Below are 12,296 nucleotides of genomic sequence, written 5' to 3' on the forward strand. Positions count from 1 at the left end.
GACTTCGGCCCGCTCGTGGGGACCGCGGATTTCGGAGCGGAACCGGGAGGGCCTGTTCTCCGGTGCGCGGCACCGACAAGCTGCTGCGATGACCTGTGACCCCGCGCAGGTTCAGGCGCGCTGGTAGGGCCAGCTCCAGTCCGCGACCTCAGGGATGTCCTCACCGTGTTCTCTGGTCCAAGCGCGTGCCGTCCAGCGCGCGTCGACCATCTCCTGCCGCAGCCCCGCGGCACGCTCCCGCAGGCTCGGCACGCGATCGATCACGTCCATCACCAGGTGGTAGCGGTCCAGATCGTTGAGCATCACCATGTCGAACGGCGTGGTCGTCGTGCCGCGTTCCTTGTAACCGCGCACATGGAGCCCGTCGTGGTTGGCGCGCCGATAGGTCAGCCGGTGGACCAGCCACGGGTAGCCGTGGAAGGCGAAGATCACCGGTCGGTCGCGGGTGAACAGCGTGTCGAACTCGCTGTCGGTCAGCCCGTGCGGATGCTCGCCCTGCGGCTGCAACCGCATCAGGTCGACCACGTTGACCACCCGGACGCGCAGGTCGGGCAGTCGTTCGCGCAGGATCGCGGCGGCGGCGAGCGTCTCCAGCGTCGGTACGTCGCCCGCGCAGGCGAGTACCACATCCGGTGTGGTGCCGACTTCGTCACGGTGCCCGGCCCACGGCCAGATGCCGATTCCGCGGGCGCAGTGCTCGGCGGCCTCGGTCACCGGCAGCCAGTCGGCCTGGGGCTGCTTGCCCGCGACCACCACGTTCACGTAGTGCCGGGAGCGCAGGCAGTGGTCGTAGGTGGACAGCAGCGTGTTGGCGTCCGGCGGCAGATACACCCGCACGATGGAAGCTTTCTTGTTCAACACCACGTCGAGGAAGCCAGGGTCCTGGTGGGTGAAGCCGTTGTGGTCCTGCCGCCAGACATGCGAGGACAGCAGGTAGTTCAGGCTGGGAATCGGACGCCGCCACGGCACCGCGGCACTGGCGTCGAGCCATTTGGCGTGCTGGTTGAACATGGCGTCCACGATGTGGATGAACGCCTCGTAGCAGGTGAACACGCCGTGCCTGCCGGTCAGCAGGTACCCCTCCAGCAGCCCCTGGCACATGTGTTCGGACAGCACCTCGACCACCCGGCCCGTCCGGTCGAGCTTCTCGTCGCGGGCATCGATCTCGGCCTGCCAGTCCCGGCCGGTGACCTCGAGGATGTCCTGCAGCCGGTTGCTGGCCAGTTCGTCCGGCGCGAAGGTGAGGAAATTGTCCGGATTGTTCCTGGTGACCTCCCGCAGCCAGGCGCCGAGCACCCTGGTGGCCGAGTGCTGGGTCGCGCCGGGCGCGGACACCTCGACACCGAAGTCACGCCAGTCCGGCAGGCGCAGGTCGCGCAGCAGCGCGCCGCCGTTGGCGACCGGATTGGCGCTCATCCGCCGATCGCCGCCGGGTACCTGATCGGTCAGTGCCTGCACCGGTGCGCCGCTGTCGTCGAACAGGTCCTCCGGGCGGTAGGAGCGCAGCCACTGCTCCAGGACCGCGCGGTGTTCGGCGTCGGTGCGGGCGCCGGGCAACGGGACCTGGTGCGCGCGGAAGGTGCCCTCGACCTGGTCGCCGTCCACCACCGGCGGACAAGTCCAGCCCTTGGGGGTGCGCAGCACGATCATCGGCCATGCGGGCCGCGCCCCATCGCCGCCGCCGCCTCGTGCGGCGCGCTGGACCCGATCGATGCGTTCCATGCTCGTGTCCACCGCCGCGGCCATCGCCTGATGGACCGCCGCGGGGTCGTCGCCCGCGACGACGATCGGCTCGTAACCGTATCCGCGCAGCAGGGTGAGCAGTTCCGGTTCGGGGATGCGGGCCAGGATGGTCGGATTGGCGATCTTGTACTCGTTCAGCGCCAGAATCGGCAGCACGGCGCCGTCGCGTGCCGGGTTGAGGAACTTGTTCGCATGCCAGCTCGTGGCCAGCGGCCCCGTCTCCGCCTCGCCGTCGCCGACCACGCAGAACACGGTGAGATCGGGGTTGTCCAGGGCGGCGCCGAAGGCGTGCAGCAGCGAGTACCCGAGTTCGCCGCCCTCGTGGAAGGAGCCGGGTGTCTCCGGTGCGCAGTGACTCGGCACCCCGCCGGGAAAGGAGAACTGGCGGAACAGCGCGCCCATACCGGTGGCGTCCCGGGGGATGTGGCTGTAGAACTCGGAGTACGTGCCCTCCAGCCAGGCGCACGCGTTCGGGCCGGGACCGCCGTGCCCGGGACCCGCGACGAAGACGGCGTTCAGGCCGCGGGCGCGGATCGCGCGATTGGCATGCGCCCAGACCAGATTCAGGCCCGGCACCGTGCCGAAGTGCCCGAGCAGCCGGGGCTTGATGTGCTCGGATCGCAGGGGCGCACGCAGCAGCGGGTTGGCCATCAGATAGATCTGGCCCACCGCGAGATAGTTGGCGGCCCGCCACCACGCATCGATCGACGTCAGCTCGTCGCGTTCCAACGGGCCCGGTACGTCCGCGAGCCGGTAGGGACGCGGGGCGACGGTTCGCCCGCCGGTGCTGCCGACGTTGTCGGCCGAGGTATCGCCACCTGCACTTGCCATGTGTGTCATGCGCCGACTCTCCTCACGCTCGGGGCATCGGGGGGACAGTGGCGCCACAAGGGACCACCGCTCCGGGTCGTGCACTGTTGCCGACCGGAATCGGCAACGCCGGATGGAGAATTCACCGCCAGCCTAGCCGGGCGCGATGCCCCGCGGCGGCCGGAGCGTGTCGCGGGAAGCCTGTCCCACCCCGCGGCCGCTCGTGGTCTAGGGTCCGCGGCATGCACATTCTCGGAAGGATCATCGGGATCGGCGCCCTCGCCGCGACGACCATCGCGCTGGCGGCTTGCGGCTCGGACGACGAGCCGTCCGCCACGACCGTCTCCGCGCCGAACACCACGGCGGCGGGGCCTTCCGTCGCGCAGCGCCCGGCCACGCAGAGCAAAGGCCGGGAGTGCACCGCCGAGGACATCCGCGTCACCGGCGACTTCGGTGCGGCGCCGGACATCGCCATTCCGGACGACTGCGACCCGCCGCGGCAGTTGATCGTCAAGGATCTGATCGAGGGCAGCGGGCCCGGCGCCGAACCGGGGCAGCCGCTGACCATGAACTACGCGCTGGTGACCTGGTCGGACAAGAAGACGCTGGACAGCTCCTTCAACCGCGGCAAGCCGTTCCAGCTCTCCCTCGGCGCCGGCGATGTCATCGACGGCTGGGACCAGGGACTCGTCGGCGTCCGGGAGGGCTCGCGCCGACTGTTGATCGTGCCGCCGGAGCTGGGCTACGGCGCGGGCGGGCGTGGCATCGCGCCGTACGAGACGCTGGTCTTCGTCACCGACGCGTTGTCGGTGGGGAAGTAGCCAGGCCGCTCATGGCCCGCGGCAGGCACCGCCGGGTGCAGGCCCGCTCGGCCGGTCAACTAACCTGGTCGGGATGCGTGGCGTACGCCGCACCCCTCGTCGTCCCGGCCGAGGCCGGGACTCCGGATCGCCGACCAGCGCCGGTGGGGGAGTGCGGCTGCCAGCGTAGGGCCGCCTCGCCTGCCGTTCCGGCTTTCGGAGGGCGGGCTCTGGCACCGCAAACCGAACGTCAACCAGTACGAACAACGAACAAGGAGCATGTCCGTGAAGAGCACCGTCGAGCAGCTGAGCCCGACCCGGGTCCGGATCAATGTCGAGGTGCCCTTCGAGGAGTTGAAGCCGGATTTCGACCGCGCGTACAAGGCGCTGGCCAAGCAGGTCCGTATCCCCGGCTTCCGTCCCGGTAAGGCGCCCGCGAAGCTGCTCGAGGCTCGCCTCGGCCGTGGCGCGATCCTGGAGCAGGTCGTCAACGACGCGCTGCCGGGCCGCTACAGCGAGGCCGTCACCACCTCCGAGGTGAAGGTCATCGGCCAGCCCGACATCGAGATCACCAAGATCGAGGACGGCCAGGAACTCGCCTTCACCGCCGAGGTCGACGTGCGGCCGGAGATCACGCTGCCGGACTACGAGAGCATCGCGGTCACCGTCGACGCGTTCACCGTCGGCGACGAGGACATCGAGGAGCAGCTGCAGTCGCTGCGCCAGCGCTTCGGCACCCTGACGGGCGTCGAGCGTCCCGTGCGCGACGGCGACTTCGTCTCCATCGATCTCTCCGCGACCGTGGACGGCGAGGAGGTGGCCGAGGCCGCCACCACCGGCCTGTCCCACGAGGTCGGCTCCGGTCAGCTCATCGAGGGCCTGGACGAGGCGCTGGCCGGGTTGTCCGCCGGTGAGTCGAAGGAGTTCACCTCCAAGCTGGTCGCGGGCGAGCACGCGGGCAAGGACGCGGTCATCACCGTGACGGTGCAGTCGGTCAAGGAGCGTGAGCTGCCCGAGGCCGACGACGAGTTCGCCCAGTTGGCCAGCGAATTCGACACGCTGGAGGAGCTGAAGGCCGATCTGCGCAGCCGCGTCGAGCGGGTCAAGAAGGTGCAGCAGGCCGGGGAGATCCGGGACAAGGTGCTGGAGACCCTGCTCGAGCAGGTCGAGGTGCCGCTGCCCGAGGCCGTGGTGAAGGCCGAGATCGACGCCGTCACCCACGACGCGGTGCACGGCTTCGACCACGACGAGGCCAAGTTCGCCGAGGCGCTCGCGGCGCAGGGCAGCACCCGCGAGGAGTTCGACGCCGACACCAAGGAGGCCGCTGAGAAGTCGGTGAAGACCCAGCTGCTGCTGGACGCCATCGCCGAGGCGGAGGGCACCCAGGTCGGTCAGGAGGAGCTCACCGAGCGGATCCTGTTCCAGGCGCAGCGCTACGGCATGGCGCCGGAGCAGTTCATCCAGCAGGTGCAGCAGGCGGGCCAGCTCGGCGCGGTGTTCGCCGACGTGCGCCGCGGCAAGGCGCTGGCGGGCGTGGTCGGCAAGGTGACCGTCACCGATTCCGCGGGCAACCCGGTGGACACCACCGAAATGTTCGGCACTCCCGCCGATTCCGCGGACGAGGACAAGGCCGAGGAGACGGCTGCGGCGGACGCCGAATAATTTCATGGAATGTCGGTGCGGTCGACGCCCGAGAGGTGCGCTGATTGCGCTGTGAGCGAAGAAAGGGCGGTACCGGGAGTTCGGTGCCGCCCTGCTTCGTTAATGTTTGTGACGGCAAGTTGGATACGCCCTGTCCGATCGGGCGCGGCGGGTCCAACCAGTGATGGCTATGGGGCAACCCACAACGAGCCGGCGAGAGAAGGCAGGTATCCGTGACAATCAACCAGGCAGGGGTCATGACAACCGCGACTGCTGGTCTCAACCTCAGTGATTCGGTGTACGAGCGCCTGCTGCGTGAGCGCATCATCTTCCTCGGCACGCAGGTCGACGACGACATCGCCAACAAGCTGTGCGCGCAGATCCTGTTGCTGTCGGCGGAGGACCCCACCAGGGACATCTCGCTCTACATCAACTCGCCGGGCGGCTCGGTGACCGCGGGCATGGCCATCTACGACACGATGCAGTTCGCCGAGTGCGACATCGCCACCTACGGAATGGGCCTGGCCGCGTCCATGGGGCAGTTCCTGCTCACCGCGGGCACCAAGGGCAAGCGCTACGCGCTGCCGCACGCGCGCATCATGATGCACCAGCCGTCCGCGGGCATCGGCGGCTCGGCGGCCGACATCGCGATCATGGCCGAGCAGTTCGCGCACACCAAGCGCGAGCTGAACGAGCTGCAGGCGATGCACACCGGCAAGTCGGTCGAGCAGGTCACCGCCGACGCCGACCGCGACCGCTGGTTCACCGCGACCGAAGCCCTGGAATACGGCTTCATCGACCACGTGATCAGCCACGCGAATCAGGCCAACGGCGCCAAGAAGTAACGCACCGGATCACCCACAGGCCCCCGGACACCTCGAACGTCCGGCCGCCGCACCGACTTTGGAGACTCAGATGGCCAATTCGATCGACCCGCGCGCCGGCCTGTCCGGCATCGCACCGCAGAGCCCGCAGGCGCGCTATATCCTGCCGTCGTTCATCGAGCACTCGAGCTTCGGCGTCAAGGAGTCCAACCCCTACAACAAGCTGTTCGAGGAGCGCATCATCTTCCTCGGCGTGCAGGTGGACGACGCCTCGGCGAACGACATCATGGCGCAGCTGCTGGTGCTGGAGTCGCTGGACCCCGACCGCGACATCACCATGTACATCAACTCGCCGGGCGGCTCGTTCACCTCGTTGATGGCCATCTACGACACCATGCAGTACGTGCGCGCCGACGTCGCCACGGTCTGCCTGGGCCAGGCCGCCTCGGCCGCCGCCGTGCTGCTGGCCGCGGGCACCCCGGGCAAGCGCGCCTGCCTGCCCAACGCCCGCGTGCTGATCCACCAGCCCTCGCTGGAGGGTGGCATCCAGGGGCAGGTGTCGGACCTGGAGATCCAGGCCGCCGAGATCGAGCGCATGCGCCGCCTGATGGAGACCACGCTCGCGCGGCACACCGGCAAGGACGCCGATACCATCCGCAAGGACACCGACCGTGACAAGATCCTGACGGCCGAGGAGGCCAGGGAGTACGGGATCATCGACACGGTGTTCGACTACCGCAAGCTGAGCGCGCAGAAGTAATCAGGCGCCGATCGTCGCTTCCGGCGGAGCCGGGACGACGGGGGTGAATCGCCGATCCCGGTGGCGGTTCGCTCGGAAATCGCTCTACAAAAGGGAATTTCCGGCCGGGAAGTATGCCAATCGGCGTGCCGCCCGGCCGGGACCGCATACGCGCCGCCGCGGATGAGAATCTGTTCGAATCCCGGCGCGGCGCGATAGGTGGCCGGAGGTCTCGGTTGCCGATCCGACGGGCGGATCGCCTGTCGGTGTCGTGACAACTCGCACAACCCGCGCGAGAAACATGCGCGAGTTGTCGACCTCCATCCCGAACACCGGGTACGGTCAACCTAGGGACCTTTGCTCCCGGTTGACAGCACTGCCCCACCGGCCACGGATCAGCCGATGCGTTTGCGGCTGCGAAAGTGGTGGACAGCTGGCAACCTGGACGGACGGTTGCACGCGGACAAGGAAGTAGGGACCCACGAGATGGCGCGCATCGGAGATGGCGGCGATCTGCTGAAGTGCTCTTTCTGCGGAAAGAGCCAGAAGCAGGTCAAGAAGCTCATTGCGGGACCAGGGGTGTACATCTGCGACGAGTGCATCGATCTCTGCAACGAGATCATCGAGGAGGAACTCGCCGAGTCCAGCGAGGTCAAGCTCGATGAGCTGCCGAAGCCGGCCGAGATCCGCGACTTCCTGGAGAACTACGTCATCGGACAGGACACCGCCAAGCGCACTCTCGCGGTGGCCGTCTACAACCATTACAAGCGCATCCAGGCCGGTGACAAGGGCCGGGACAGCCGCGGCGAGACCGTCGAGCTGGCCAAGTCCAACATCCTGATGCTGGGTCCCACCGGCTGCGGCAAGACGTATCTGGCCCAGACGTTGGCGAAGATGCTGAACGTGCCGTTCGCCATCGCCGACGCTACCGCGCTCACCGAGGCCGGATATGTCGGCGAGGACGTCGAGAACATCCTGCTGAAGCTGATCCAGGCCGCGGACTACGACGTCAAGCGCGCCGAGACCGGCATCATCTACATCGATGAGGTCGACAAGATCGCTCGCAAGAGCGAGAACCCCTCGATCACCCGCGACGTGTCCGGTGAGGGCGTGCAGCAGGCGCTGCTGAAGATCCTGGAGGGCACCCAGGCGAGCGTGCCGCCGCAGGGCGGGCGCAAGCACCCGCACCAGGAGTTCATCCAGATCGACACCACCAACGTGCTGTTCATCGTGGCGGGCGCCTTCGCCGGCCTGGAAAAGATCATCTCCGACCGCACCGGCCATCGCGGCATCGGTTTCGGCGCCGAGGTGCGTTCCAAGGCCGAGATCGACACCACCGACCACTTCGCGGACGTCATGCCGGAGGATCTGATCAAGTTCGGCTTGATCCCCGAGTTCATCGGTCGTCTGCCCGTGGTCGCCTCGGTGACCAACCTGGACAAGGAATCGCTGGTCAAGATCCTGTCCGAGCCGAAGAACGCGCTGGTCAAGCAGTACGTCCGGTTGTTCGAGATGGACGGGGTCGACCTCGAGTTCACCGACGACGCGCTGGAGGCCGTCGCCGACCAGGCGATCCTGCGCGGCACCGGCGCGCGTGGCCTGCGGGCGATCATGGAGGAAGTCCTCCAGCCCGCGATGTACGACATCCCCAGCCGCGACGACGTCGCGAAGGTGGTCGTCAACGCGGACACCGTCAACGACAACGTGCTGCCCACCATCGTGCCGCGCAAGCCGCAGCGGCCGGAGCGCCGGGAGAAGTCGGCGTAATCCGGGTGTGGCGGCTTACCCGCGGGGGTACACCTTCGTGAGGGTTGAGCAAACAGCCTAGTTCCGGCGGCTGCGTCTTCTGGAGCGCTACATCACCCGCGAGCACTCCCTCTCGCGAGAACGCTGCGGGCGCGACTGGACCGAGGTCCTCATGTCGGCAGGCTTGGCCAACCCCACGTACGTCCTCAACGCTGCTCGCAATGCCGATCACCCCGCCGAGCGGCTCAAGATTTCCGTCACCGCCCCGAGCGAGCTGGTCACCCTCTGCGCGCTCGCGGGCGAGGTCGACCATTACACCGTCGAAGTTTTCCGCCGCAGGCTGATCGGCTCGCTGGGCACAGCGGCGCCCCTGGTGGTCGTCGATCTGTCCAAAGTCAGGTTCTTCGGCGTCGCCGGACTACAAGTCCTGATCGACGCGCGGTCCATGCTGGAGGAGACCGGCCGCAGGTTGCGTCTGGTCACCGGCCAGCCGTGCGTGGACCGGCTGCTGCAGCTGGCTGGTGACCGTGCGCGGTTCGAGGTCATGGCGAGTCTGGCCGACGCCGTGCTCGTCGCCGCCTGAAGCGGGTGTCCGTCGTTACGATCGGTTCATGTTTGCCAACCGGCGCCTGGAGCGCAAGGTCGACGCGTTGCACGTCAAGCTCGATCTGATCATGGCCCATCTGGGCATCGAGGCGCCGGTCGCGCCGCGGCCTGCGGTGCGGTCGGTCCCGCGGGGCGAGGGCATGGCGGAGATCGACGCATTACTGGCGCAGGGCAAGAAGATTCACGCGATCAAGCGGTACCGCGAGCTCACCGGCTGCGGGTTGAAAGAGGCCAAAGACGCGGTCGAACGGCGGTACCCGTACTGAGGACGCCGGAGTGGCAGGCCAGGGGCGGGGTTCGGCTCGCTGACCGCATCCGCGCCGGTTCGGGCAGGGGGTCGGCGTACGGCTCCGTGCTGACTTCCGTTGCGCCGCCGCGCAGTAGGACTAGCCGTGCGCGCTGTGCACCAGCGGGGCGTGCAGACCCGTCCGGGGGTCGGCGTCCGTGCCGCTCATGTCCGCAAGGGCACGTTCCGGCAAGGGCTCGTGCCCGATCGGGTCGGGCAGGTTACGCACCTGTTCGGTGGCGTAGCTGATCGCGCGACCGTAGCGCGCGCTCGCGGCGTCGTGGATGAGCAGCGCGACGCCGATCATCACCGGAGCAACCCCGTGCACGGCGGCGTCGAACCACCGCCCCTCGCTCACGTACGGGTAGGTGTTCAAGGCGACAGTGAGGGCCAGCAAGGCGATCTCGGCCGCGGCCACCTGGCTGCGGTTGTCCAGCACGCCCCACTCGGTGACCTTGTTCGTGCCGATCATGATGATGATCAGCGACACGCTGATCATCGCCTCGAGCAGGTAGCTGAACCAGTACAGCGGGTCGGTCGGCCCGCCCGGCGCGATGTTGTGCTGGACGTTGACCGCCGACCACAGCATCCCCGCCGCGACGACGCCCGCCAGCGCGCCGAGCGACCAGGAACGGTGCCGGTACAGCGACGCCAGCCGGGCGTGCGGGCTGGAGGCTCGGCGCTGCGCCGCAATGGCTTTGCGCGCCAGCAACAGGTCCCTGATCTCGGCTTTCTCGATGGCCTCCGAGGTGTGCCGCGCCCGGTCGGATGCCGCGGAGGACGCTTCGGCATGCTTCCAGCGCTGGTCGCGGTTCTGGGTCCGGATCCGTTCGGCCAGTTCGCGTTCGGCGAGCAGTTCCTCTTCCGACAGTGCGCCGGTCAGCGCCGGGTCGAACTGGTAGGCGAGACGGCCGCGGGCCTTCTCGACCCGCCTCGCCAGCCGTTCGATGTCGTCGTCCGGGGTCTGTTCGTCGAGCATGCGGCTCCAAAACGGTCGGGCGGAGGGGAACTCGAGAAATCGAAGACGCCGGCACGGCTACCGTGCGGGGAAATTCGCAGCGGTAGCTCGCTGACCGGGGCACGGCCAGGCGACGTCGACACCCCTTATTCTTAGTGCATTCCAGGCCGCAGCGACAGTCCGGAGTGGATGCGGCGCCGAAGTGCCAGGTCGGCGGAGACCTTTTCCCAGCGCCGCAGCCCCTTTCACGCCCAGGGCACACGGCAGGAATCGGTGCTGAAACCCTGTGCGGTGATCCCGAGCGCGGAATTGAACCGGGCGCGCGAGTTTTCCAGCGCGATGTGATAGCCGAGCTCCACCACACCGGCCCGGCCGAAGCGCCGCTCGAGGTCGGCGACCTGCTCGTCGGTGACCGCGGTTGGCGTGGCGGTCATCGCGTCGGCGTAGGCGATGGCGGCGCGCTCGTCGTCGGAGTACAGCGGCGAGGTCGCGTAGTCGGCGATGTGTTCGAGCCGGGCGATGTCCAGCTCGCCCAGGCGCATGAGCATGGCGCCGAAGTCGACGCACCACGAACAGCCGATCGTCCACGCCGTGCGATAGACGGCGATCTCGCGGATAACGGCGGGCAGGACGGTGCTGGCCCGGTCCACCATGGTCTCGTGCACCGCGTTGGCGGTAAGCAGCTTCGGATGGTTGGCGGTGACGGCGAAGGGCTCCGGCACTTCGCGGAAGCGGCGCTTGGCCAGCCGGTACAGCAGTTTGGTCACCGGCCCCGCCTGCTGCGGGGTGACGGCGGCGATCCGAGTGGCGCCCATGTCGATCTCCTTCGATCAGCGGATGTGGTTCCTACTTCTCGGACGAGAGACCGGGCCGGAATGTGATGGGGCGACGGTGTGAGCCGGCACACGGCCGCCGGGCGGGTCACTCGGGGTCGACCCGCATGTCCTCCTGGCTCCAGTAGGCGCGCATTCCGGTGATCCGGCCTTCCTCATCGAACTCCATCACGTCGATCGGCGACAGGACGAAGCGCTGCCCACCGACCTTGGTGACGATGGTGAACGCGAACGCGGCCTGGTTGCCCGCGACCCTGACATCCTCGGGCCGCAGCTCGGTCTCCCGGTCCAGGGCGGCGATCACCTCGTAGAACTCGCGGATGGCGTCGTGTCCGCGCTTGGGCGGGGTGCCGACCGGGTCCTCCACGACCGCGTCGGGCGCGTACAGATCGACGATGTCCTCGGTCGGGCCCGAGCCGACCAGCTTGACGTACTGCTCGACCACATCGCGGATCTGCTTGGCCATCGAGCCTCCTCTTGAAGTGAAACGTGTTCTAGTTTTGTAGCCTAGCAAGTTCGCGGGCCTGATTCGATCCCCTCCGCCGGGTCCAGCACGACGATCCGCACCCCGGTGGCCAGCAGCGCGGTGGCCGACAACCCGAACAGTGTGCGGAAGGCGTCGCTGAAATGGGACGGACTGGCGAATCCTGCCTCGGCCGACGCGACCGTGAGATTCGCGCCTTCGGCGATCGCGCGGCCGACGCCGAGCATCCTGGCCCAGAGCCGATACCGCCGGAACGAGGTTCCTGCCTGCGCCGCGAACAAGCGCAGGAAGCGTGACTCGGACAGGTGCGCCGCCGCGGCGAACCGCCCTGCGGTGAATTCGCGCGCGGGATTGGCGAGCAGCGCCGCCATCGCCTCCGTCACGCGACCGTCCAACACCGGGACCGGCGCGGCGCCGACGAGGTCGGCCAGTTCGTGCGGATCGGGACACGGGTCGCTCGCGGCGGTCGTCAGCGCGCTCTCCGCTCGGTGACCGAGTCCGAAACCGCTGTCCCATAGGAGCATTCGGTCGCGACATGCCCGGGCGCTGCGCGAGCCCGGATCCAGATAGCAGAACATCATGTGATCGCCGCCCGCGACCACGCGATGTACCCGGCGTGGCGGGATCAGCGCGCTGCGTGCGGTACGCGCTATGCCGTCGGCCTCCAGCGTAAGCGTGGCGTCCACCCCGACGGCAAGGCAGTCGACCGCGGTGGAATGCGCCGCCAAGTGCAGCGACGGTCCGCGATAGATCGCCTGCCCGGGCCACAGCCACAATGCTGCGGGCGAGGGCGTCCCCGGCGGAATGCTCGGCCCCATGCCGTCAT

General features: G+C 68.2%; 12 protein-coding genes. 7 read left to right on the plus strand and 5 right to left on the minus strand.

All coding sequences use genetic code 11. The features are described 5' to 3' along the window. Positions 1-111 precede the first annotated feature (111 nt). Positions 112-2,583, minus strand: a complete 2,472-nt coding sequence (locus tag M8859_RS14320; RefSeq protein ID WP_195070014.1) for a phosphoketolase family protein — start codon at positions 2,581-2,583, stop codon at positions 112-114. Positions 2,584-2,795: 212 nt separating this feature from the next. On the opposite strand from M8859_RS14320, the gene M8859_RS14325 reads away from it, so the two are divergent. From M8859_RS14325 to M8859_RS14355, 7 genes are all read left to right on the plus strand, one after another. Next, entirely contained in the window at positions 2,796-3,374 is a 579-nt protein-coding gene (locus M8859_RS14325) for an FKBP-type peptidyl-prolyl cis-trans isomerase (RefSeq protein ID WP_249644339.1), read from the plus strand. Between the two features lie 264 nt (positions 3,375-3,638). Next, positions 3,639-5,015, plus strand: a complete 1,377-nt coding sequence (gene tig / locus M8859_RS14330) for a trigger factor (RefSeq protein ID WP_159928008.1) — start codon at positions 3,639-3,641, stop codon at positions 5,013-5,015. A gap of 236 nt (positions 5,016-5,251) precedes the next feature. Then, complete coding sequence (locus tag M8859_RS14335) at positions 5,252-5,839, plus strand: ATP-dependent Clp protease proteolytic subunit (protein WP_159928019.1); 588 nt, start codon at positions 5,252-5,254, stop codon at positions 5,837-5,839. Positions 5,840-5,909: 70 nt separating this feature from the next. After that, on the plus strand, positions 5,910-6,578 hold the full coding sequence (locus M8859_RS14340; RefSeq protein WP_159928028.1) for an ATP-dependent Clp protease proteolytic subunit: 669 nt from the start codon (positions 5,910-5,912) through the stop codon (positions 6,576-6,578). 465 nt (positions 6,579-7,043) lie between these two features. Then, positions 7,044-8,324 carry an ATP-dependent Clp protease ATP-binding subunit ClpX gene (gene clpX, locus M8859_RS14345; protein WP_043721547.1) on the plus strand — a complete coding sequence of 427 codons (1,281 nt, stop codon included), beginning with the start codon at positions 7,044-7,046 and terminating at the stop codon, positions 8,322-8,324. A 151-nt stretch (positions 8,325-8,475) separates the two neighbouring features. After that, the gene (locus tag M8859_RS14350; protein WP_159928030.1) at positions 8,476-8,886 is read left to right on the plus strand and encodes an STAS domain-containing protein; all 411 of its coding nucleotides are present in this window, start codon (positions 8,476-8,478) and stop codon (positions 8,884-8,886) included. A gap of 28 nt (positions 8,887-8,914) precedes the next feature. Then, the gene (locus M8859_RS14355; protein ID WP_159928032.1) at positions 8,915-9,175 is read left to right on the plus strand and encodes a ribosomal protein bL12; all 261 of its coding nucleotides are present in this window, start codon (positions 8,915-8,917) and stop codon (positions 9,173-9,175) included. Between the two features lie 120 nt (positions 9,176-9,295). Here the strand turns inward: M8859_RS14355 and M8859_RS14360 are convergent, their stop codons facing one another. The 4 genes from M8859_RS14360 to M8859_RS14375 all read right to left on the minus strand — a co-directional run bounded on the left by M8859_RS14360 (position 9,296) and on the right by M8859_RS14375 (position 12,288). Beyond that, positions 9,296-10,174 carry a hypothetical protein gene (locus M8859_RS14360; protein ID WP_236565619.1) on the minus strand — a complete coding sequence of 293 codons (879 nt, stop codon included), beginning with the start codon at positions 10,172-10,174 and terminating at the stop codon, positions 9,296-9,298. Positions 10,175-10,398: 224 nt separating this feature from the next. Further along, positions 10,399-10,968, minus strand: a complete 570-nt coding sequence (locus M8859_RS14365) for a carboxymuconolactone decarboxylase family protein (protein ID WP_159928034.1) — start codon at positions 10,966-10,968, stop codon at positions 10,399-10,401. A gap of 106 nt (positions 10,969-11,074) precedes the next feature. Further along, positions 11,075-11,452: a nuclear transport factor 2 family protein gene (locus tag M8859_RS14370; protein WP_195070016.1), complete on the minus strand. Its 378-nt coding sequence runs from the start codon at positions 11,450-11,452 to the stop codon at positions 11,075-11,077. A gap of 41 nt (positions 11,453-11,493) precedes the next feature. Continuing rightward, positions 11,494-12,288, minus strand: a complete 795-nt coding sequence (locus M8859_RS14375) for an AraC family transcriptional regulator (protein WP_249644340.1) — start codon at positions 12,286-12,288, stop codon at positions 11,494-11,496. Positions 12,289-12,296: the final 8 nt, after the last annotated feature.

It is taken from the genome of Nocardia sputi, assembly GCF_023501985.1.